Genomic DNA, 23,456 nt, shown 5'->3' on the forward strand with positions numbered 1-23,456 from the left:
CCCGGTTGGTTCCACGTCGTCCTTGTCCGGAATGATCCCGTCCTCCGTTGACCCGCGTCCTTTGCTTGTGCGATCGAGGGGCGTCAAGATAAAAGGGGATGCCGCCATGTCTCGCCCGACTCACCAGGTCTCGCCACTGACCCGTAGGCAGGTGCTCCGGCTGGCCGCCTTGGGCGCCCTGGGCGCCTCGTCTTCCGGCTGGATCGAGACGTTGGCGGCCAACACGGCCGACGATCCGAACCGTCGCAAGTCGTGCATCCTGCTCTGGATGACGGGAGGCCCGAGCCAGACCGATACGTTCGATCCCAAGCCGGGCCACGCCAACAGTGGTCCCTTCAAGCCGATCGAGACGACGGTGCCGGGGATGCTCCTCGGCCCGCATTTGCCGCAGCTCGCCCGTCAGGCGAAAGACCTCGCCCTGATCCGGTCAATGAGCTCCAAGGAAGGGGATCACGGCCGCGCCACCTACTATCTTCGGACCGGCTACCTGCCCCAAGGGCCGGTCCGGCACCCGACGCTCGGCTCGCTCGTTGCCAACGAGTTCGAAAGCAAGTCGGCTGAACTGCCGGGGTTCGTGAGCATCTCACCGTTCCGCGCGTTCAACCCGGCGGCCTTCGGGGCAGGGTTCCTCGGCCCGCGTTGCGCTCCGCTGATCGTGGGCGAACGGCCCGTCGGCGGTGGTAATAACGCCACCGCGCAGCCTTCGTTGCGGGTCGAGGATCTCGACACCCCGCACGAGATCGGTCGGACCCGGGCCGACGACCGGCTCCAGTTGATGCACACGTTAGGCGGCGACTTCCTCGCCTCCCGCCCCGGCCTCGCCGCGCTCAGCCATCAGGACGCCTATCAGCGGGCGGTCAAGATGATGCGGTCGTCGGCCGCCAAGGCGTTCGAGCTGGACGAGGAACCCGCCGCGCTCCAAGACGCGTACGGCCGGAACCCGTTCGGCCAGGGGTGTCTCCTGGCCCGTCGCCTGGTCGAGCGCGGGGTTCCGTTCGTCGAGGTGACGCTCTCGTCCGTCGACGGCTCGATGGCCTTCGGCTGGGACACGCACCAGCAGAACTTCGAGGCGGTGGAGAAGCTCAGCGGAGTCCTCGACGCAGGCTGGGCCACCTTGATGACCGACCTCCGCTCGCGCGGTCTGCTCGACTCGACCCTGATCGTCTGGATGGGCGAGTTCGGTCGGACCCCCAAGATCAACGAGAACGCCGGCCGCGACCACTTCCCCAACGCCTGGTCGACCGTTCTGGCCGGTGGCGGGATCCGAGGCGGCCAGGTGATCGGTGACACTGGGGCCGACGGGGAACAGGCCAAGGACAAGCCCATCCAGGTGCCCGACCTGCTCGCGACCATCGTGCGGAGCTTGGGAATCGACCCGATGAAGCAAAACGTCGTTGACACCGGCCGGCCGATCCGGCTCGTCGACCCCAAGGCCAACCCGATCAAGGAAATCCTCGGATGACGTCTGCAACCGCCTTGATGGCAATGACTTTCGCGCTGGTCGCCGCCGCTCCTGCACCCGGTTCCGCGGATGACGCCGCCGGGGCGGATGGGGGGAGTGCGCGGAACATCGTCTTTCTTGGCGAGGAGCGGCCGGTTTTCCTGCGGCTTCGGGTCATGACGGGCGACCGACCGTTCGACGCCGCCTGGGTCGAGTCGATCCGGCTGATCCAGGCCTGCCTCGACCTTGATGGCGACGGCAAGCTCACGACGAAGGAAGCGGATCAGGACGCGCTGGCCGCACTCGTGCGGCTGGCGACCGGGGGAGCCACGACCTTGCCCCGCGGCGAGCTCGACGTTTCGCCGAAGGACGGCGTTGTTTCGACCGACGAGTTGGCCGAGGCCCTCCGACCGGTTCTCGGCCCGTTTCGCGTTCAGGTCGGCCGGCTCGCGATCAACCGGACGGACGCACTCTTCGACCATCTCGACCGCGACAAGGACGGCGAGCTCACCCGATCGGAGCTGACCGCCATCGCCGGCTCGCTTCGCCGGCTCGACCTCGACGATAACGAAATGATCAGCGCCACGGAGTTGGAGCCGTTCAATAGCCCGACCGCCATGGCCGTGGCGGGTAACGCGGCCGATCGCCAGGCCCGCTACACGGCCCTACCGCCGGTGGTCGAGCTGGTTGCGGGCGAGTCGTCGCTTCGGTTGGCTCGGCTCCTGTTGAAGAAATACGATAAAGGGCGGGGCGACGTCCCGGGTCGGCCGGATAGCAAGCTCTCGCCTGAGGAGTTCGCCATCGATCCTGACGCATTTGCCGACGCCGACGCGAACCACGACGAGACCCTCACCACCGAGGAACTGCGGAAGTTCCTGGCCCAGGCGCCGGTTGACCTCGATCTCGAGATGACGCTCCCGTCGGACGACGCGGGCCGGGCGACGACTCGACTTCGCGGCGATGGGGTGCTGCCCAAAGGCACGGAGGTCCGGCAACTGGCCGACGGCGACGTTGAGATCGCGGTCGGTCGGATCCGCCTGGACGTCCACGTCGATCCGGGAGACACGGTGGCCGAGAACGTCAGGCGCATATATCAGAGGCAGTTCAAGGCCGCCGATGCGAACAAAGATGGCTACCTCGAGGGCAAGGAACTGCCCGCGGAGAATGCCCAGGCGCAGGTGCAAGTGCAGGGCCAACCCGTCTCCCCGCTGGCCGGTCTGACCAAGGTCATCGACCGTGACGGCGACGGCAAACTCTACGAGAAGGAGCTCATCGATTTCGCCGATCGGCAGAGCGAGGCGGCGAAGGGCCGGCTCGTGTTCACGGCCTCGGACCAAGGGCGAGCGATTTTTGGGATTCTCGACCTGGATCGAGACCGTCGCCTGAGCGCCCGCGAGGTGATGCGAACCGTCGATCGGATCACCACCTGGGACGGTGACGGCGACGGGCGGGTCACGGCCGACGAGATTCCGTACCACTTCCAGGTCAACATCACCCGCGGTGAGCTCACCGGCTTGATGACCGGTGCCGTCGTGGGTGCAGTGGTCAACAACACCGGCCCCGGGTCGATGGCCGTACCCACCAAACCGACCGCGGGCCCCGACTGGTTCCGCCAGATGGACCGCAACCATGACGGCGACGTCTCCCACCGCGAATTCCTCGGCCCTCGCACGCAGTTTGACCGCCTCGACCGTGACAAGGACGGCATGATCGATGCCGAAGAGGCGGGTGGCGGGGACGCGGCGGGGAAGGCGAAAACCTCCGCGGCGGTCGTTGGCCCCTAACGAACCCAACCGGTCTGGTAATGACTTCCCGGAACCCGCATGGCTGGCGCTGCGGGTTGCGGTCCCCACCATCCGAAGCCCTTTTCTCGAATCGGGAGGTTGGTTTCATGTCGGTCGGATTGCCGATCGGTATGGCAGAGGTCGGCTTCTCGAGATCATTGTTGCTGGCAACCCGATTTAAATGATATTCGTTGATGGCTTTGCTGAAATTGATGTGGCACAATCGTTTACTATGTTCAGAGACGGGTCGTGCTTCGCAGCGATGTTGCTGAGTGAAACATGTCGTCATCTTCCCAGATTACCCATCGTGGCGCAATCGCCCTGGGACCTACGCCAACCGGTTGGCAGGCAAGAGGGTCGATGACTCGCTACATTCGATCATCAACTCCATCGACACCCTCTACGCCGATCTCGATCGCGCGATCGAGATCGTGGAAGATCTTAATAGCGAAAATCAAAGGTATTATAAGAATTATTATAGCAAATTTAACTTTGCCGAACTGCTCAAGATGTACGTTGAAGATTGGAAGAAAGAGCACGCACATAAGCCAGTCGGCAACACAGAATGATGAGGCTAATGGTTTGGCTCAATGCGATGACTTGAGACGTGGACAGAGGAAACCCGGTCGCCACGGGCCAAGGCGTCTCCCGATGGGAGCCGAGTACGGAACCAGTGGCGCCCGGCAAATGATCCTCTTGTCTAGAGAGGCTCTGGTTTGTTCGCTTGTTGATTGGATATCTTGATTCGGCTTTGGGGGTGTGACTGATGATTGATGTTAAGAATCGCCGGAGCCGTGTCGGAAGAATTCGATCGGCTACTCTCGAATCTTTACGCACCTGTCAATCGTCTTTCATAGACCAGACGTATCAGCTACGGACGAGTCAGCAAGACGATCAATAGCTCCGGCAGCATCTAAATCGACGGTGGGATCGGTATTTCTCCTCTCCGGAGTTATCGATCGGCCCCAGGACAGTCCCAATAGGCTGCCGAGGATTGGACAGGCCACGTACAGGCCGACGAATCGGACATACCAAGCGGCGGTGTGTGTGGGCGGGATGTAGAAGACGCCAGCCAACATCGCGACTCCGTAGCCGATCAAAGCTCCCCTGATGAAGGCCGCGATGCCCCAGGACCGGCGCCTTTCGAACTGCGCGGCGAGCAGGCCGGTCGCCCACGCGGGCAAGATGCTGAGGAAGCAAGTGGCCCACATCTCGGCGATGAAGACAAGTTCGTTGAAGAGGATGCTACCCCTCTGATCCCCCGTCATCCCCCGATACCACCGGACCAACGTCCCTACGATGTGGAGAGAGAGTCCATCAGAAGAGATTCCCAACGCAATATACGAGGTGATGTAGACGACGAAGAACGTGTAGTGGAAAGCTTGGAAGGGGCGGCCGAGGATGATCTTCCAGACGACCACGTAGTTGAGCGCGGCTAGAGGAAACCAGACTACAGGGGAAAGGAGCAATCCGGCTCCCGAAGAGACAGCTCGCAGTATGGCCAGATCCAGGGCAACGAGTGCTGTGATTTTCATCAACTTGCCGAGGGTAACGCCTTTCCCAGTCATGGCCCACACTTCCTCAAATGTTAAGTCTGGCCTCTAGCCCACCCCTGACAGCTTCATCGCGTCGCAAATCGATCACCATCCTATCAGAAACGGCTATTCCGAGCAGGCTATTCAGGCTTTACACTCCGAGGCACCTAGTACTACAGCGCTAAGTCGTATCCCATTTGCATCGGGGCAACTCTGTGAGTTTGATGCCCAACTCATGCAGCCTTCGCCTTGTCCGCTTGGTGTGGCACCGCTGTGCCACGGCGTTTCGACGTTGCGCCCGCTCGATCTCTTCGGAGGTTCGCTCCAGTAGCTTCCGCGGAGCACTCAGCCCCAACCACCAGAATGGGATCAACGCCGCTACTGCGGTGTGTACCTGGCACTCCGTCAGGCCCAGGTTTTTCCCCCCCGAACTCCTGTCGCATCCGCGACAGGAACAGGTAGCTCAGGCAACTCAGGATCAGGTGGCGTTTGAGCCCCTGGTAGCGTCGGCCCTCGTACTGATCCAGCCCGATCTCGGACTTCTGGTCTTCGAAGCAGCGCTCGACTCGCCACCGCGAAAATGCGACGAGCAACAGCACCTGCACCGACGTCTCCTCGGGGGCGTCGCCGACGAAGAACTTCAACTCCGCCGGGTTCAAGACGTCGCGGGCGGCGACCAGGTGCAGCGGCTCGCCCGGCAACCCGTCCGCGCCCACGGGGGAAAACCGCAAGTGCTTGACTTCCCAGACCATCGGCCCCTTGTGCCCGTCCTTGACCCGCCACCGGACCCAGGGCTGGTTGCGAAACCCGTCCTGATCGAGCATCGCCTCGACCCGCCGGGCCGGCGCGCTGCCGCTCGCCAGGCGAGGCGTCTTGCGGCCGCGGCCCCGCCCGTGCTTGCGATACTTCCTGGTGACGACACGCGGTGCCTTGATCCAGCCCATGAAGCTCCGCGGCACCTCGCCGACGTACTTCTGGCTGCGGCCCCTCAACCCCCGCAGGAACTCGGGCTTACTGCCGTAGCCCTCGTCGAAGGTCACCCAGTCGAAGTGCAGACCGTTGGTGATGGCGCGGTCGTAGAGTTCCAGGGCGATCGTCCACTTGGGCCGGTAAACCATAGCGTCGGGGATGCCAGTCTCCCGGCAGCGGTCGCGGTCAGAGGACCAGGACTCCGGCAGATACAGTTCGCCGTCGAGCAGGCAGTGAAAACCGTCGCGGGCGTAGGCGAGGTGGACCGTGACGATGCAGTTCTCCTTCTTGCCGACGGAGCCGCACCACTGCCGCTGCACGCCGGGGGTCTTGTTCCCCTTCTTGACGTCGCTGGTCTCGTCGAAGACGCCGATCGCGTTGGGGCCGGCGTGCTCGTCGCGGACGATGTGCTGGAGCCGGTCGCGCGCCCGGTCCTGGTCCCAGCAGTGCTGGCTGAGGAACTCCTGCAGGGTCCTGACGGGGACGCCGGCATTGATGGCGATCGGCTCGACACTCTTTTCGGGGATGTCCGAGAGTTGCCCGGAGACGTACACCGGCAAATGGGACCGCGTGTCCTTGCGCGGGAAGCAGTCATCGAACCGCTTGAGGAACTTGTTCAGCGCGGGTTTGAGCTTGCGGATCTGTGGGATATCCATACTCGTCCCTCCATAAACCATGAAGGCGAGCATACTTTCGCAATGGCTGGCGGATCAAGACGGTACAACTTGGCGCTGTAGTACTAGGATGAGGCTGTTTGGGCCGATGGGGTGACTCCTAGGGCCAGAAAACGAGGCGGTCGTTAACATCAATCAGCGGTCACACCCGGCTTTGGCCGTCGATTCGCTACGGCACTTGCCGGTTGAGCTTGAGCAGCAGGCGCTCAGCACGGAAGACGATTTCGATGTCTTTATCTCTGAGGGCGTCTTCCAGCACGGGCACGGCGACCGGGCCGAGCTCGAAGAGTTGCGTCTCCGCCGTTTCGCGGGTCTTGGGCAGGTTGTCTCCCAGCTTTTGCACCAATTCTCGAGCCTTGTCCTGGAGGCGGGGGTCGATGCCGTGCACGACCAAGGCGGCGGTGCGGACGAACTTCTTGGGGGCGGGGAAGACGTCCAGGAGCACGGCCTCGTCGATCGCGTCACGCGAGAAGTGGGCCAGGACGATCAGGCCGTCAGGCGCGAACAGGGCCTCGCCATACTGGCTGAGGATTGATTCGATCACCTCTTCACGCAAGCCCTGCGCTGCGAGCCGCCGGGTGTACGAGTCGCGGGTGAGCTCGCGGTAGGACGGGTCTGTGGCCTTCAGTGGCTGCGAGAGCGTGAGCTTGACCGGAGGGCCTTCGATCACGGCTCCCTTCTTGCCGGAGTCTTCCGCGAGCCGGGCGGCCGTGGTGATGAAGAGCGAGCCGTCCTCGGTGACGCGGTAGCTCAGGCCCACCGTTCCCAGCACCTCCGCCAGGGCGTCGCGCGCCGCGATGTTGGCCCCCTTCAGGCTCATCGTCTTGCCGAGGTCGACCGACTCCTTGATCAAGGTCTTCTCGTCGAGCTCATACCGGACACGGGCCTGACCCGTGACCAGGTCGAGGACCTCCTTGCGCGGAGCTTGCTCGACGTTCACGGTGATCGGCCGGTTGAGGATCTGGTCGACACGAGCCCGGACATCCGCGTCCGCTTCGGCTGGGAGCGGCTTGGGCTCGTCTTTTTTGTCTGGGTCTTTGTCCTTCTTCGCGTCGGTCTCGGCCTTTTCGAAGACGGCTTCCGCTTTCTCGGTGCCCGTCTTCTTTTTCTGCTCCAGCGCCTCCTTCTCCTTGGTCTTCTTGACCGACGTCTCATCCTTCCCTTCCGGGGTTGCCGAGGGAAGTTCGTCGAGCCAGCCGACGCGGTAGCCGTTGTCCGTGGGGGCGATCACGGCGACATCCAGCAGCCGGTACTGAGTCAGGTTCTGCACGGTGTACTCGTCGGGACCGCCGCGCAGCTTGAGCGGGACCGGCACCGCCAGCTCGGTGTCGTAGGCGAGGAACCGCTCGGCCCGTGACTCGCGTTGATGATACAAGGCGGACTCGAGTTTGCGGAGCTGCGGGAGCCAGTGGGCCTCCGGGAGAAACCCGATCGGAACGCCGGCCGCGGGGGCCTTGGTCAGGTCGGACTTGAACCATTGGATCCGCCCGGCGCGTTCGCTCGCGGGCGGCCAGTGGGCGAGGATCGTCCCTTTTTTAAGGCGGAGGTCAATGTCGAGGTCGCGGGTCGGTTCGCCGAAAAACTGCACGACGGAGATGGGGGCGATCGGGAACTTTCCGGTCAGTTCCTTGCCTTCGAGCTTGGGCCGGAGCGTCCCGACGACGCCGGGCATTGCATTCTTGTAGATGCGTGAGGCGTTGAGCGAGAGCTGGGACGGGCTGGTGACCCAGATCGACCAGTCGTAGACCTCAACGGCCGGCTGGGGCTTGTCGTCCTCAGCCCGGGCGGCCAGCAAGCAGGGGCCGCCAAAGCCGAGCAACAGGGGGGCGAGCCAGAACGATCGGCCGAGAGACGGACGGATGGGGCGACTCATTGGGTGCTCCCGGGTTTCGCGGTCGTGTTCGTGGTTTTTGGTTCGGGGGAACCCGGTTTCGTGGGTTGCGGTGATGCCGCCTTGGCGGGCGTTCCGGAACTCGGCGGAGGCTTCCTGAAGAGGCGGGCGTTCGCCCAGATCACCCGGTCGCCCGTGTCCTGGTCGGGGCCGAAATCGACGACGAGCTTGAGTTGCTTGGCATTCGCGACCGACAGCGAGAGCTTGACCGGCGGAGCGTCGGCACGGAGGTCGGGGTTGGCGTAGATCTCCTTGTCGTCGGCGAAGACGCGGCAGTCGACCCGTCCCAGCTTCTTGGCGGACTCGTCGAACCCGACGATGGCCTCGAAGGTGGTGTACCCGCCGGTCAGGTCGTAGGTCAGGGCGGACCGGGAGTGAACCGCCAGGCCGTGCTCATAGGTGATTCCGTCCATCTTGAGCGGCGTGCCGGCGAGGTTGACATCCTTGCGCCAGGGCGAGCGCCTGCCGAAGAATGGCGTCTCTTCGACCCGACTCGGTTCGAGGTCCGAGAGGTAGGTCATCTGGCCTCCTCGGAACCGGACGCTGCGAACCTCGGCGGCGGGGAGGTCGAGGCTCTCGCCCCAGGCGGTCTCGATCTTCCAGGTCTTGGCCTCCAAGGTCTTCCAGAGGCCCGAGATGACGATGCCGCCGGCCATCGAGAAGGTCGAATGCAACCCGTCGGATCGGTCGGGCTCCGGCCTCGCGGCGAGGATCAGACCCTCCACCTGCTTGAGCGAGAGCGAGCGCGTCTTGTCCTGGAAGTGGAAGAGCAGCTTGTCCTCGGCGGTCCCCTCGGCGATCCCTGGGATCGCCACGACCTCATCGTCCTTGGACCGTGCCAGCAGGAGATCCTCGGTCCCTCGCGTCCGCAGTCGTTTGGCGAACGATTCGGACGACTCCTTATGTTCAGGAAGCCCCATGTAGATCCCGGTGACGCGAGCCAGCGGCACGGTCAGGCGGTCTCCCCAGGGAGTCAGCAGACGTAAGGAATCTTCACCGAGCCCCTCGAACTTGCCAAAGAGCTGTTCGTCGCCCGTCAGATAGACGCGGGCATCGAGCGATGGGGCCGGTGCCTTTGGGTCCACGGCGAGCTTGGGGTCGGATCGTTTGTCCGACTTGATGGTGGCGTTGGCGCTCTGGCCGTCGCTGTAGGTGATGTTGACCGTTAGGTCTTTCCCGTTGAGGTCGCCGGCCGGTGGTTCCAGGAACAGGTCGGCCCACGTTTCAGTCCCGGCGCGACGAACGACGAGCGGCCAGTCGTTTGAGTCGGAGGTGTCCAGCCGCCAAGCGGTGGGGCCTTTATCGGTCTGGGCATTGATCGTGACTTGCTTGATCGCCGCAGTTCGCAGGTTGGCGAGCGTCAGGTGCAAGTCGCAAATCCCATTCGGCTTGGGTTCGAGCTTGGGGATTTTCGCGGCGGCCACTGTCCCCGGTGGCGGGGCGAGCACGTCGTCCGTCTTGGCGACCGGCTTGGCCGCTCCGTCCTTAGCCTTTTCCACACCGGGCATGGTGAAGTCGAGGTTCGGCTGACCGAGCACGCGGCCGGACAGGGTCAGGGCCTTCTCGAACGCGATCCCTTCGACCTCGTCGAGGGGCACCCGTGCCTTCGGTTCGACTTTCGGCGGCGGTGTGGGCTTGGCGTCCTTCGGTTTCTCTTTGCCGTCGGCCTTGGCGCTGGCGTCTTTGGGCTTCTCCCTGGCGTCCTTCGGTTTCTCCTTACCGTCCTCCTTGGATTCAGCGTCTTTGGATTTCTCTGCGCCGTCTTTCTTGGTGTCAGCGTCTTTGGGTTTGTCCTTACCGTCTTTCTTGGTGTCAGCGTCCTTGGATTTCTCTGTGCTGTCTTTCTTGGTGTCAGCGTCTTTGGGCTTCGCGTTGGGATCTTCCTTGAGATCCGCGTCTTTGGGTTTGTCCTTACTGTCCTCCTTGGTGTTGGCGTCCTTCGCCTTCTCGGAGCCCTTGTCTTTGGAGTCGGCGTCCTCCTTGGTCTTGGTTACTGCTGTCTCCTTCGCCCCTGTTTCTTTCTCGGTTTTGGCCGGTTCCGGCTTTGCCGTTTCGGTGGGCGCCGGGGAAGCAGCGTCAGCCGGTTTCGGTGTCGCGCTGTTTTCCTTGGCGGGGGAGGCCGCGCCGGGTTTGGCCGCCTTGGAGTCGGGTGTTGTTGGAGTCGTGGGAGGAGCCTTGGGGGGCGGGCCGCCGACGACGAGCTTGCCGTCCTCGAGCGCGGTCGGTTCACCGTGGATGATCTCGCCGAAGACGGTGCGGACCGTGGTCCCGAGACCGTTGACTCGCTCGGCGCGGATCGTGACGTCGCGGAGGATGACGTCCAACCCCTCCGCGCCATTGCGGTTGACGGCGAATAGCTTCACGCCCGCAATGTCGGTCGCACCAAGTTCGAGCTGCCCGAGGTAGCGGGGCGATCCGGACTCGCTGTCGAGCACGTGGTAGCGGACGGTCGAGCCCTCGCGCCTGAGCTCCAACTGGAACGTCTCCCCCTTGGCCGGGAAGGTCGGGCGAGGCGGCTTGACGGGCTTGCCTCCAGGTTGGGGCATCCCCATCCCCTGCATGGCCATCATCTGCATTTGCATCTGCATGGCCTGTTGGCCTTGGGCGCTGTTGGCCTTTTGGATCGAGCGGTAAACGGATGTGCCCGTGGTCTCGATCAGGCGGACGAGCGTGGCGTCGGGCTGGTCGACGTTCTGGGTGGCGATTGCCAGGCCGACCGCCACGCCGTCTTCTTGAGCGGGCTTGGGGAGCTTGCGAATGACGAAGTTGGCCGTGATCGTGAAGTCACCGCCAAACTTCAGGGCTTGCGGCGTCTTCCAGCCGGTCTCGGCTTCGCCGGGGGCGAGGGTGACGTGCAGGCCGTCGTCCTCGCGCTTGATCTGCTTCTTCTCGCCGTACGACTCGGCGTCGAGCGTCGTCTGGTCGAGTTTTTTGGCGTCGAGCGGCCGAGAATAATCGTGGACGTCGCCGGTGAGGAGACTGACCCAAAGCAGAACCACGCGGTGCATCGCATGCCCTCGATCGATGAACGCCGCGAGCCGGGCCACCTCATGGAACGGGGCCGAGCGACGGGCGGGCTTGGGTCGGGCCGCCTTCGACGGGCGGCCATATGTCTAGGATGAATCTCTGTGGCCCCGAAAGGGGCGACTGTTCCTGTCATGGCCAGAGGTGAAACCCCCTGGGAGACGGAGTTTGTCGCAAGGAAACCGGGCCGTCTGTCTGCCCCGGAGGCATAAATTCGCGGGAGAAACTCGTTCCCACGCTCCGCGTGGGAACGAGATCCCGGTATCCTTGCGACAGTCTCGGGAAACGAGCGATCGGTTTGTGGCTTGCAGGCTCGGGGGCGCGACCGTCAGAGTCGGGCTTCGGTCGATCGACGGTCGCCCTTCCGGGGCTGAAGAAATCATGTCATGAATCTTCTGACAGATTTCAACCTGTCAGAAGATCAGCCCCGGCCGGTTCGTCAGGGTTTCTCGTCCGCTTTCGTGGTGTTGCTCGACGCTTTCGCCTGGGAAGCCGTGCTGCCCTTCTCGTCGGCGAGCCGACGATAGTAGCGTTCGAGCACGGTGCGGTACTCGGGCGGGAACCCTTCGGACATCGATTGGAGGATCCGGTCGCGTTCGCGGCCCGAGAGCTTGCCCCAATCCTTACCGGTGTCGGCTGGGTTCAGGAGGGTGCCGATCCCGCCCGTGCCGCTGCCGATCATCGAGTCGGCCATGCCTTTGTTGGGGTTATTCCGCTTCATGCCGTTCTTGCAGGCCTCGCATTGCTTTTCCAGGGAGGCGATGAGTTCGTCGAGGTCTTGAACGATCGCCTTCTGCTCGGTCTGGACCGGCTTGCCGGTCTCCGTCCGATTCAGCTCGTCGGTGACGTTGGCCATCTTGGTGGCGATCGCCGCGGCGGGCGGGTCTGCCGCGAAGGCGGGCGGGAGCAGACACGACATCAGCGCCGTGGCGCCCAGGATGCGAATGTTCTGTCTCATCATCACCTCGTGGGTCTTGGGCCAGTAAGAGAAGTCAGGTCGAACCACTTCCACACGTTGTCCCCCTCTCGACGTTCCCCGCCGAGAGGGCCCGGCAAATCCAGCCGATTCGCCGGGTCGTCAGGGGTTGTTTTCGGGCGATTCCAATCGCTCGGCGATTTTCGCGAGAGATTCGCGGATCTCGTCCTGGGAGGCTTCGAGGGCCTCGACCTCGCGGCGGAGCTCGGGCGGTAAGCTCGAGGCGTCGGGCCGGGACTTATCGACCCCCACCGTGTCGTCGTTGAGCCGGGACTGAAGCAGCCGGATCATCTTGAGCTCGGCGACGAGCCGGTTGAGCTCGCGCTCGCGTTCCCGCAAGTCCGACGGAAGCGGCGAGCCGGGCGGCGGCGGAGTGCCGGGCGGGAGGCGGCGGATCGCCTGGAGCAGCCCGAGCAAGTCTTCCTCGACCCGGATCTCCAGGGCGATCGTGCGAGCGGCGACGTCACCCGCCTTCAGCCAGCCTTCGATGCTCCGCATCTCGCGAGAGAGGACGCGGAGCGCGGTGGGCAGGGCGATACCGAACTCGGTCTCCTCGACCAGGGCGAGCAGGTGTTCCATGCGCTCGCCCAGTTCGGCCTCTTTCTTCGAGAGGCCGGAAACCGCGATCAGCGCGGTGCGCGATTTCTGCAAGACCCGCGGAGCCTGCGCCTGGGTCGACTCGCGGATCGCGGCCTGCATCTCGTGCATCTCGGTCAGTTCGGCGACGAGCCGCGCCTGGAGTTCCTTGCGGAGCTCGACGAGGAGTTTCTCGACGGCCTGCGCGAGTTCCTCACGCGATTTCGTCAGCGCCTCGAGTGCGGCCGACTGGTTGTCGGCCGCCGGCTCGGCCGCGGTCTTGCCCAGACCCTCCTCGGCGGTCCGCATCGACCCGCTCGCGTGGATCAGGTCCTTGCGGAGGGCGACCCCGGCGTCTCCCAGCCTGGCCGAGACCTCCGCCAGCGTGTCGGTCGCGGTCCGGTTCTTGGATTGATCTCCCTGGCGGCGCTTGAACTCGCCCTCGGCGATCGTCCGCTTCGATTGCGTGACCTGCTCGTCGAACCGGGTGAGCTCCTGACCGATCATGGCGAGCGCCTTCTCCTCGGCCTCGATGGTCGCATCAGTATCCGTCCCTTCCAGGGAGCTCACCGCGTCGCCCAGGTGGGTGTCGGCCCGCCGCAGGTGAGGGGGCTGAAGGTCCGCGAACAAGGGGTCGGTGGCGAGGGCATTCGCCGTGTTCCGGATTTTGACTTCGCGATCTTTGAGCGCCGCACGCGCCTCTTTCACGGCGTCGCCATTCGGAGGCGCGTTCTTGGTGTCGGCGATCACGGCCTTCTGGTCGCGGGCCAGCGTCTCCAGGTCGGGCCGGCGTGCAGCCAGCCGGTCCAGCCCTTTGCGTTGCTCGATGGCGAAGCGGGACCAGCCGAGCTCGCGCCGCTCTTCCTTGACGATCCGATCGAGCTGGCTGAGCGTCTCGCGCATCTGGCGGAGCCGCGCCACCTTGAGCTGGAAGTCGAGGTCTTCGGCCAACAGCAAGTTGCGGAGGTGCTCGAGCTTGGCGACGAGTTCGCGAACCTCGGTCTCGGCCTTGCTGAGCTGAGCGTCCTTCATGAACTTGTGGGTCTCGCGCATCTGGTCGAGGATCTGCTCCTCACGCGAGAACTTCAGGGCCAGGCGGAGCCGGGAGGCGTTCTCGGGCTCGAGTCCCCGGAGGGCCTCGGAGAGCCGGAACATCCGCTCTTCCAACTCGGTCATCTGGGCGGCGACGTTCTCCTGGGTGAAGCCGATCGCGTCGCGTTCGGAGGCGGTCGTCTTCTTGGCCTGCTCCTTCTCCTTGGCCTTCTTTTCGTCGTCCGCCTTCTTCTTGTCGTCGGCCTTCTTTTCGTCGTCGGCCTTTTTCTTGTCGTCGGCCTTCTTGTCGTCGGCCTTCTTGTCGTCGGCCTTCTTGTCGTCGGCCTTCTTGTCGTCGGCCTTCTTGTCGTCGGCCTTCTTGTCGTCGGCCTTCTTGTCGTCGGCCTTCTTGTCGTCGGCCTTCTTGTCGTCGGCCTTCTTGTCGTCGGCCTTCTTGTCGTCGGCCTTCTTGTCGTCGGCCTTCTCGTCGTCGAAGACGCTGGCTGCCTTGGCCGCGTCGGTCTTGGCCTGGGCGAGGGCCGGGTGGGGCCTGACGGTTATCGCCGTGGCGAGGAAAAGTAAGAGAGCCAGGCGGCCGGCCGTGGTTAGGCGGTGATGCGTGCTAGGGCTTTTCATCGAAAACCTCCTGCGTGCGCGACTCCCGGGCTTTCTCGGCGGCCTGGAGAACATTTTGCTGCATTTTAATGACTTCGGCCACCTGATTCACGACGTCGACGAAACTTTCCCATTGAGACATCTGGTCGAGAATGATCTTCATCCCGGCCACGACCTCGCCGTGCAGGCGGTGGGCCGACTCGGCGTTGGCCCCTGCCTTGGGGGCGGTGCCGGTGAGCGACTGAAGCACTCCCCGCAGCTCGTTCACCGGGCCGGCGTTGAGGGCGCGGATCGGGTCGATCACCCCTTCCTGGAGCAGGCGGTGCGACTTTGGGGACCCGACCTGGTTCAGCTTCATCTCTTGGAGCGTGTCGGCGATCCGCCCGGCGATCAGGTCGAGTTGCCGCGACCCTGCGTTCAGGCCGCGCATCGCGGTCGCGTAGTCGTCGGCCGTCGGTGATCGGCTCAGCGCCGCGGCCCGTTTTTCCGCCGCCTCGTAGAGCGTGACGAACTTGGCCCGCTCCGCGCGCTGGCGGATCAAGATCTCGTAGAAGAGCTCATCGGCAGGTACGACCTGCATCTGGATCGCGGCGGATCGGCCGACCTGGGCCCCCCGGGCGCACTTGTCCTCGGCCTCGGCCACGAACCGGAGGATCGTGCCGAGGGGGGGCGGGTCGGCCTGGAGCTCGACGTCGTGCCGGGCCTGGTGGTCGAGCACCGCGCGGCCGCCCTCGGTGGCCAACGGCAGTGGGACGGTCTTCTTCGTCGTTTTCGGCTCGGCTTTGTCCCCGGCGCTGGTCGTCCGCTCGAGCTGCAAGCGAACGAGCGAAAGCCCGAGGTCGTCGGTCGCGGAGAGGGAGAGCGGGATGGTCGCGACGGGCGTGACGTGAGCGCCGACGCCGACGGCCCGAAGCGCCACGCGCGGCTCCCGGTCCTTCAGCAGGCCGATCGAGAAGAAGGCGGGCTTCGAGGTCAGGCCGGTCGCGCGGGAGGTGAGCTGAACCTCGAGTGTGATCGCCTCGCGAAGCGTCCAATGGGCCGCGAACGTGCGTTCGTCGACTCGGGTGAGCTTCGGCGGCTGGCCCGGGTGGACGGTCAGGCGGGCGTCGGCGATCGGCTCGCTACCGACGAGGGTCAGCTCGACCTCGGTGTCGGGGAGGAAAACCGGGTGCTGGGCGCTCTCTTCAATCGCCCGGAACTCGTTGCCGGGGGACCCTGGCTCCTTGACTCGAAGCTTGGTCGCCGTCAGCGAGGGCCGGTCGACGCGGTCCACCTTCACCGGCCCGAGCCAGTCGTCGCCCCCGGTCAGTTCAAACGTGGTCGACGTCGACGACGGCGGGAGCTCGTAACGGAAAACCGCGGGGCCGGTCGCGACCATGATGGCGTCGCGCACCGCCCCCTTGGGCGTCCGTTCCCGGACTCGCACCGCCTTGGGGACTTCCGGCGTTTGCGGTCGACTCCGCAAGACCAGTGGCTCACCGCGCCCCGGGACGATCCAGGCTCCCTTTTTGGACTCGATCGCATTCAGGTCGGCCCGGACCTCCAACGCGAACGGTTCGTCGCGGGGGGCGAGCAGCCGGTTGCGTTGATCCAGGCCCGACACGGTCAGATAGGTCCGCTGGGGCCAGCGCTCGGTGGACCCTCGCAGCCAGCGTGCCATGCTGAGCCGGGCCGCCTGGGGCGCGAGCACGGCGAACAAGGTCGGGACGAGCAGGAGCACGAGCAGCGCCAGGCTTCGCTTGGTGGTCCGCCCTCGGTTCCAGAGCGAGGCCCAGTCCGAAGCGGCCAGCGCTTCGCTGGCCTGGCGGACCGCCAGCCGGATCATCGCCGGGGAGACCGATTCCTCCGACTCCCCCAACTGGTCGGGGAGTTGAAGCACGTCGGCCACCCGCCCCCCCGTCCCTGGTCGGAACCGGTCGAGCGTCACCGCCAAAGAGAGGTCGTCGAGCCGGGAGGCCCGCCAGCCCCGGAGGGCGCGGACGCACGCGAACGGGATCACTCCGATCAGGACGGCCGCCAGCAGCAGGAGGCGGGCGGGCAGGCCGAGCCGGAACCACCAATCGAGGAAGACGAGCAGCGCCGCCGTCGCCACCAGGGCGGCCGCCGCGTCGAGTGCGAACTCCAGGGCCATCTGGAGTTGCAACCGCCGGCGCAGCCGTGCCAGCCGCGACCGCAGAAGCGCTTGCTCCTCGCGGAGCGAACCCAGGCTCGTGTTGTCGGTCGCGGTCGTCACGGTTCAATGTCTCGATAGAAATAAGTATGAGGGGGACGGGGGCCGTCGGATTCCGTCCCCGTTGGGTCCGATCCTGGACTCAGACCATCCGGAACACTTTGCGGAGCACCCACTCGGAGGTCAGGCCGAGCACGATCGTCGCATAGAGCAGGGGGGCGTCCCACAACTCTTCGCGATCCTCCAAGGTGCGCGTGACCTCACGCATCGCGATCGCGTCGTCGAGCTTGCTGACGCTCGGCAGGTCGAAGACTTTCCCTTTGGTGAGCCGGGCGAGGTCGGCCAGGAGCGGCCGGTTCAGCGACGGCTCGTCGATCTCACGCCTCGGTGGCTCGACCCGGAAGGTTGTGGTCGAGACCCGGACCGTCGATCCCTCCTCGGCGCCGGTCGCCGGGGTGATCTTCAACGAGTAAGACCCCGCCTTCTCGGCCGGGAAGGTTGCGGTGAGCAGCTCGGCGTCGTCGACCGCACGTTCGAAGTGGATCGGCTCGGCGGGTTGGTCGCCAATCTCGAGCTCGGCGGCCAGGCCGGACGCCTCGGCCACCGCGGCGGCCTCGGTAAACCGGACCCCGACCGACACTTGATCGCCGACCCGATAGGCCGACTTGCCCAGGTGCACCTGGAACGGGAACCGACCCCCGAGCGCCTTGTTCCGGCCGACCCGGTCGACCAGCCGCGCCCAGAAGCCATCGAAGTAGTCCTCCGAGAGATAGCGCCAGCGGTACGTGCTATCGAACCCGATGAAGACCGTGCGCCCCGGGCCATAAAGCTGCGAGGCGAGCAGGACGTGCCGGCCGTACTGGTTCTGCATCCGCGGGTCGCCGTGGCGGGCGAGGACCGTTGCCCCGGGGCGGGCCCGGGTGACGGGGAAGCTCCAGTACATGCCCGGCAGACTCGTCAGGATCGCTCGATTCCGGATCGGGTCGGGGTTGAACTCGAAGATCGGGTCGCCCCGCCCCTCGGGTGTCAGTTCGAGCAGGTAGGTGGTTTGCGTACTCAAGCGGACCTGCGCCTCGGTCCGGAACAGGCCGGGCTCGCGGACGACGGGCAAGAGGCGGGTCCATTTCCCCCCTTCCGACTCGGCGTCGTCGGTCTCAAAGAGCTGCTGGGAATAGAGTTCCCCCGGGACGAAGATCAGGCCGCCGCCGTCCTTGCCGACGAAGTTGATGATCATCTCGGGCCACTGGGTGCCGAGGGTCCGCATGTCCGGGTCGACCAGGAGGAGGGCGTCGTAGCGGCCCAGTTCCTCCGCGTCGCTGGGCAGGCGCTGAATGGGCCGGTCGCCGCCTTGCTTGTAGCCCGGGTCGGCGTGTTGGAGCCAGATGCCGGACTCAACATGCTGGTCGCGCTGAAGCGCGTTGCGGAGAAACTGAAACTCCGGCGACGGCGACCCAGCGATCATCAAGAGCCGGATCTGCTGGCGAACGACCCGCACCGGGGCGGTCGCGACGTTGTCCTCCAGGGTGAGCTCCGGGCCGGCCTCCCCGACCCGGGCGCGAAACTCGTACTGGCCGACCACCTTGGGGATGATCCGGAACGTCGTTCGCTTGAGCACGCCGTCTTCACCCAGGGCCACCCGCTGGTCACCGACCGGTTCCCAGTCATTGCCGTTGATCCGTTGCTCGAGCGTCACCGTCCCCTCGGCGTCCTTGAGCCCGCGGGCCTCGATCACGACGCCCACCGTCATCGGGTCGCGGGCGAAGACGACCGGGCTGGCCTCAACCTCGGCGAGCCGGATGTTCCGCGGCCCCTCCTCGGCGCCGGCGGCGATCGGGAAGACCGGGATCCCCTGGCGGATCGCCGCTTCCACGGCCTTGAGCGGATCTTCCCCGGCGTTCGATCGACCGTCGGTCACCAGCACGATCCCGGCCACCGGCCGGCCGCGGTGTGACGCCAGGACGTCCCGAAGCGCATCGCCCAGCGGCGAGACGCCCCGGTTCGGCTTGAGGTCATCGAGCTTTCGGCCCCGCGACGGGCTGGCGGCCCCGGTCCGGGCTCCCGACTCGAGGTCATAAACGAAGAGCTCCCGACCCCGCCCGAGCTTCTCGAGGTTGGGGCGAAGTGACGTCTTGACCAGGTCGAGCCTCGGTGTCTCCCGGAGCCGGTCGACGGGCGACTTCCCCCCTTCGGACCGGAGTCGGAGCGCGGCGGCGACCTCGGCCGCCTTCGTTTCGTCAGTGTACGGGTCGGCGAACCGCATGCTCTCCGAGTCGTCGATGATCACCGGCAAGTGCGAGGGCACGGTCTCGCGGCGGATCGTGACCAGGACCGGCTCGATGAGCATGACCGCGACCGCCACCAGGACGAGCAGGCGGAGACCGACCAGCAGGGTTCGCCTCGACTGCGAGAGGTCGCGCCGTTCGCGGCGGTAGAGCTGCCAGAGGAGGACCGAGAGCGCCACCGCCGTCAGCAGGGTCGCGAGGGCTGCGCTCCCGTCGGGCAGGGCCGAGAGCTCCAGCCGGGTGCTGCCTCCGGGCGCAACCTCGCCGGGCGATCGGTCGATTCCCAGGAGCCACTTCCAGATGCTGCTCATAACCCTCCGCCTGACTGAAAGAAGATCGGGATGTCGATGTCGCGGCCGTCGGTGTCCGCGTTCGCGTCAACGCGAGCGACCGACCCAGGTCGCCAGGATCGGCTCGAGGATCAGGAGCCCGAGGAGTCCCCAGGCGAGCTGATGCCAGATCTCTTGACCAGTCGCCGAAAACGCGTCGATACCGTCGCCCCGGGCCGAGGCGACCTCCAACTTCAAGGGCTGCAACATCGCCTTGAGATCTTGGGTCTTGATCCGAGCGAGCGCACTCTCACGGCGGTCCGGGTTGGCCGCGAACAGGTCTTGCTGGGTCCCGAGCGAACCCTCATCCCAGGTCACCCGGTAGAGCCCGGCGCGCCTGGTGTCGGGCAGGTCGATCGCCACGGCCGGGCCGAGGTCGTCCGCCCCTTTACTGGCGAGCGGGACGGCCGCCAGCGATTGCGGTTCGCCCGCGCCGGGCGGGGTGACTTTGACGTTCGCGACTTGCTGGCTCGAGCGAACGACCCGGCGGGGCCGGTCGCCGGCCATAACGGTGTTCGCCAGCGAGGTCGGCCGCGCGGTCCCGCGGACGGCTTCGCGGATCGCCAGGACGAAGCTCGGCTCGATCGGCCAGTCGTTCCCGACCCGGTCGGCCGTGCTCGTCCAGAGCAGGACCCGGCCGTCGCCGACGATCCGCTCGATCACCGCGGGCGAACGGACCACGTCGTTCCAGCGGGCGAGCACCCGGACCTTCCCCTCGTCGCTCTCTTCCCCCACCGTCATGATCTGCCGGGCCGTCACGCGTTCGAGCGCGGAGGGACGGAGCTCCAGCAGCTTCTCGATCGGCGACGGTCGAACCGCCTCGATGAACAGGCCACGGATCTCGCCGTCAAGTTGCCCCTTCAAGGGGAACGGGAGCAGCTTCTCGCCGTTCGGATTGCGATAGAGCAGGTCGTTGTAGAGCCCGTGATCGAGCTTGGCGCCGGTGAAAACCATAAGCCCCATTCCAGCACGGACGAGCCGGGCCAACTGGTTGGCCTGTTCGGTCGTGGGGGCCGTGACGTTCGCGAGGACGAGCACGTCGGCCGGTTCGAGCCGGGGCGAGAGAAAATCCTCCTCCTGGACCGTCTCGACGCGCCAGGCCTCGGCGTCGCCGACCCCGATCGACAAGGGGGCGGCGAGGTAATCCACCTCGGACCCGAACGGTTCCGACGACGGGTCACCGTCCACCAGGCGGATCAGGAGCGAGTCCTTGACCGGGATCGCGGCCCACTGCTGGTTGTCCCCCGGCAGTTCGTCCTCGGGGAGCTGGAGCGAGAGGTCGTGCGGCCCGCTCCCCGGAAAGCGAACCGTCAGCGGCACCTTCGCGGCCTGTCGGGGCGCGATCTCCGGCAAGGTCAGCTCGATCGGCCGATCGTCGACCCGGAGGATCGCCTTGGCCCCGGTGATCACCCGTGGGGAGGCGTTGCGAATCAGGGCCTCCCAGCGGCTCTCCGCGCCGGCCAAAATGGTCCGGTCGAGCGGCACCAGAGACTCCAACGCGACGTTGGCCACTTCGTCGGCCCCGACGTCCACCACGCGGACGTGAAGCCCCTGTTCGTTCCAGCGGCGGGCGATCGCGGAAACACCCGCGTCCCAGCCTGCTTTACGAAGGTCGGTGACGATCGTGAGTTGCCGGGTGGGATAGGTACACGATTGCAGGACCCCATCGACCCCGGCCAGCACGGCCGGCCAGGCGGCGTGGGTCTCGGTCTGGGGGAGCGCGAGGGCGTCGCCCGAGAGCTCCGCGCGGCGCGTCCCTTCGACTTCGAGGAAGACGGGGACGCGGGGGGCGGAGGTCGCGACGAGCGTACAGCGGTCCCCCGGCCGGGTGGCGGCGAGCAGCGCGCCGGCCACTTCACGGGCGCGGTGGAACGCAGGGGGGCCGTCGGAGGCGTAGCCCATGCTCAGCGAGTCATCGACCAGGATCACGTGGCTGGTCCGCCCGCCGCCGCCGAGCCAGCGCTCGAGGCCAGTCGGGTTGACCAGCGGGCGAGCGAGGAAGAAGAACAAGAGCACGGGCAGGGCGATCCGGAGCAGGAGCAGGAGTAGTTGCTCGATCTGGATCCGCCGCCGGTTGCGCTGGATGGTGAGTTTCAGGTAGCGCATCGGCGCCCATTCCACCCGGCGGAACCGGCGGCGGTTCAGCAGGTGGATGATGATGGGGATAGCGCCGAGCAGCGTGCCCCAGATCAGCAGTGGACTCAAAAAAGTGAACATGGTTTAGGACCGCCCACCTGTCCCGCCCGCTTCCTGCCGCGCGTGCAGGAAGGAGCTGAGTGACTCGCTCAGGGGTGTGTCGGTGAAGAACCGGACATGGTCGTACCCGCGAGCGCCACATTCTTGGCTGACACCGTTGAGAAACTCATCCATCGCGCGGCGGTAGGCCAGGCGAAACGCCCCGGGCTCGGCGTACAGCTCTTCGTCCCCTTCGATATCGCGGAAGAGGGTGGGCCCGTCGAACGGCAAGTCGGTTTCGTCGCGGTCGAGCACTTGCAACACAAGCACCTCGTGCCCTTGGAACCGCAGGCGATTGAGGCTGTCGTACACGGCGTCCAGGTCCGTGAACAGGTCGGAGACGATGACGAGCAGGCCGCGGCGGCGGATCCGGCCCGCGAGCGAGCGGAGCATGCCGCCGAGCTCGGTCTTCCGGCCCGGCACGCACTTTTCCAAGAGCCCCGACATCACGGTGACTTGCGACTGGGTCGCGCTCGGCGTGAGCACGGTCCCCGCCTCCTCATCGAACAGGACGAGGCCGACCGGGTCTTGCTGCCGCGCCAGGAGCATGGCGAGCGTGACGACCAGGGTCGCGCCATAGTCGTACTTCGAGAGGGCGGCTTTCGACCCTCGATAGTTCATCGACGCGCTGGCGTCGACGACGAACGTAACCCGGGCGTTGCTCTCTTCTTCATATTGTTTGATGTAGTGACGATCGGACCGGGCGAACACCCGCCAGTCGAGCCGGCGCAGGTCGTCACCGGGCGTATATTCCCGGTACGACGCGAACTCAATGTTAAACCCGTGGAAGGGACTGCGGTGTTGGCCGCTGATCCCCCCCTCGGCGAGCCGACGCGATCGCAGGGTCAGGTCGGCGATCTGGGCGATGGCGTCAGGATCGGAATACGTCCGCGACGGCGGCATCGGCGGCTCCCTTCCGGACCGGGATGTCTTCCAGGAGCCTCTTGATGATCGAGTCACTCGACTCGCCGGCGGCCTGCGCGTTGTAGTTGATCACGATCCGGTGCCGGAGCACCGGCCGGGCCACGGTCTGAATGTCGTCGATCGAGACGCTCGGCCGACCCGCCAGGGCGGCGCGTGCCTTCGAGGCGAGGATCAGGGACTGCCCGGCGCGAGGCCCCGCGCCCCAGGAGACCCAATCACCGACATATTTGGGGCCGCCGTGCTCGGGGCCGCGGGTCGCCCGGACCAGGTCCATCGAATAGTCGATGCACTGATCCGAGACCGGCACCCGCCGGACCAGGCGTTGCAGGGTCGCGATCCGTTCGCCGGAGATGAGTGGGGTGATCTCCGGCTGTTCCACGCCGGTGGTGATCCGGTAGATCCGCCGCTCTTCGTCGGGCGTGGGGTAGTTGATGAAGATCTTGAACAGGAACCGGTCGAGCTGGGCCTCGGGGAGCGGGTACGTCCCTTCTTGTTCGATCGGGTTCTGGGTCGCCAGGACGAAGAAGGGGTCGGGGAGCGGGTGGCGGTGGCCGCCGACGGTCACTTGCCGTTCCTGCATCGCCTCGAGCAGCGCGGCCTGGGTTTTCGGGGGTGTCCGGTTGATCTCGTCGGCCAGGATCAGGTTGGCGAAGATCGGTCCGTGGACGAACCGCAATTCCCGGGCGCCCGTGGTCCGGTCTTCGTAGAGGACCTCGGTGCCGGTGATGTCGCTGGGCATCAGGTCGGGCGTGAACTGGATCCGGTTGAACTCGAGCGAGAGCGACCGCGCCAGGGAGTTGACCATCAAGGTCTTGGCGAGGCCGGGGACCCCTTCGAGGATGCAATGTCCGCGGGCGAAGACGGCGATCAGCAGTTGATCGACGACGTCGTCCTGGCCCACGATCTGCCGAGCGATTTGCTGGCGGATCTGTTGGTGGGCGGTGCGCAGTTCGTCCAGTTCGGCGAGGTCGAGATCCTCGGTCGCGGTACTCAAGATCG

Annotated in this window: 14 protein-coding genes; 3 read left to right on the forward strand and 11 right to left on the reverse strand. The window is 65.7% G+C overall.

Translation table 11 applies throughout. The annotated features are described in order from the left end of the window. The first annotated feature begins 106 nt into the window (after positions 1 to 106). From BUS42_RS00260 to BUS42_RS00270, 3 genes are all read left to right on the forward strand, one after another. Complete coding sequence (locus tag BUS42_RS00260; RefSeq protein ID WP_074304405.1) at positions 107 to 1,462, forward strand: DUF1501 domain-containing protein; 1,356 nt, start codon at positions 107 to 109, stop codon at positions 1,460 to 1,462. Then, positions 1,459 to 3,225 (forward strand): EF-hand domain-containing protein, encoded by a 1,767-nt coding sequence (locus BUS42_RS00265; RefSeq protein ID WP_074304406.1) that lies wholly within the window; start codon positions 1,459 to 1,461, stop codon positions 3,223 to 3,225. The genes BUS42_RS00260 and BUS42_RS00265 overlap by 4 nt, the downstream gene beginning before the upstream one ends. A gap of 272 nt (positions 3,226 to 3,497) precedes the next feature. Beyond that, positions 3,498 to 3,794, forward strand: coding sequence for a hypothetical protein (locus BUS42_RS00270; RefSeq protein WP_074304407.1), 297 nt, complete (start codon positions 3,498 to 3,500; stop codon positions 3,792 to 3,794). A 282-nt stretch (positions 3,795 to 4,076) separates the two neighbouring features. Here BUS42_RS00270 and BUS42_RS00275 read toward each other — a convergent pair whose 3' ends face one another. The 11 genes from BUS42_RS00275 to BUS42_RS00325 form a co-directional block, all read right to left on the reverse strand. Continuing rightward, positions 4,077 to 4,793, reverse strand: a complete 717-nt coding sequence (locus tag BUS42_RS00275; protein ID WP_074304408.1) for a hypothetical protein — start codon at positions 4,791 to 4,793, stop codon at positions 4,077 to 4,079. 200 nt (positions 4,794 to 4,993) lie between these two features. Next, complete coding sequence (locus tag BUS42_RS00280) at positions 4,994 to 6,385, reverse strand: IS701 family transposase (protein WP_074304409.1); 1,392 nt, start codon at positions 6,383 to 6,385, stop codon at positions 4,994 to 4,996. Positions 6,386 to 6,572: 187 nt separating this feature from the next. Continuing rightward, a complete protein-coding gene (locus tag BUS42_RS00285; protein WP_074304410.1) occupies positions 6,573 to 8,276 on the reverse strand; it encodes a hypothetical protein in 1,704 nt (567 codons plus the stop codon). Continuing rightward, positions 8,273 to 11,302, reverse strand: a complete 3,030-nt coding sequence (locus BUS42_RS00290) for an NPCBM/NEW2 domain-containing protein (protein WP_074304411.1) — start codon at positions 11,300 to 11,302, stop codon at positions 8,273 to 8,275. The genes BUS42_RS00285 and BUS42_RS00290 overlap by 4 nt, the downstream gene beginning before the upstream one ends. A 455-nt stretch (positions 11,303 to 11,757) precedes the next feature. After that, positions 11,758 to 12,330, reverse strand: coding sequence for a restriction endonuclease subunit S domain-containing protein (locus BUS42_RS00295; RefSeq protein ID WP_254053218.1), 573 nt, complete (start codon positions 12,328 to 12,330; stop codon positions 11,758 to 11,760). A 66-nt stretch (positions 12,331 to 12,396) separates the two neighbouring features. Then, positions 12,397 to 14,538 (reverse strand): coiled-coil domain-containing protein, encoded by a 2,142-nt coding sequence (locus BUS42_RS41640; RefSeq protein WP_083670001.1) that lies wholly within the window; start codon positions 14,536 to 14,538, stop codon positions 12,397 to 12,399. Next, the gene (locus tag BUS42_RS00305) at positions 14,525 to 16,750 is read right to left on the reverse strand and encodes a hypothetical protein (protein ID WP_074304412.1); all 2,226 of its coding nucleotides are present in this window, start codon (positions 16,748 to 16,750) and stop codon (positions 14,525 to 14,527) included. Before BUS42_RS00305 ends, BUS42_RS41640 begins: the two co-directional genes overlap by 14 nt. Before the next feature lie 79 nt (positions 16,751 to 16,829). Then, entirely contained in the window at positions 16,830 to 19,280 is a 2,451-nt protein-coding gene (locus BUS42_RS00310) for a vWA domain-containing protein (RefSeq protein WP_074304413.1), read from the reverse strand. 66 nt (positions 19,281 to 19,346) lie between these two features. After that, the gene (locus tag BUS42_RS00315; RefSeq protein ID WP_074304414.1) at positions 19,347 to 21,515 is read right to left on the reverse strand and encodes a BatA domain-containing protein; all 2,169 of its coding nucleotides are present in this window, start codon (positions 21,513 to 21,515) and stop codon (positions 19,347 to 19,349) included. Between the two features lie 3 nt (positions 21,516 to 21,518). Continuing rightward, a complete protein-coding gene (locus BUS42_RS00320; protein WP_074304415.1) occupies positions 21,519 to 22,436 on the reverse strand; it encodes a DUF58 domain-containing protein in 918 nt (305 codons plus the stop codon). Next, on the reverse strand, positions 22,405 to 23,451 hold the full coding sequence (locus BUS42_RS00325) for an AAA family ATPase (protein WP_074304416.1): 1,047 nt from the start codon (positions 23,449 to 23,451) through the stop codon (positions 22,405 to 22,407). The genes BUS42_RS00320 and BUS42_RS00325 overlap by 32 nt, the downstream gene beginning before the upstream one ends. Between the last annotated feature and the right edge of the window lie 5 nt (positions 23,452 to 23,456).

Origin of the sequence: Singulisphaera sp. GP187, from assembly GCF_900129635.1 — a bacterium.
Lineage (GTDB): Bacteria > Planctomycetota > Planctomycetia > Isosphaerales > Isosphaeraceae > Singulisphaera.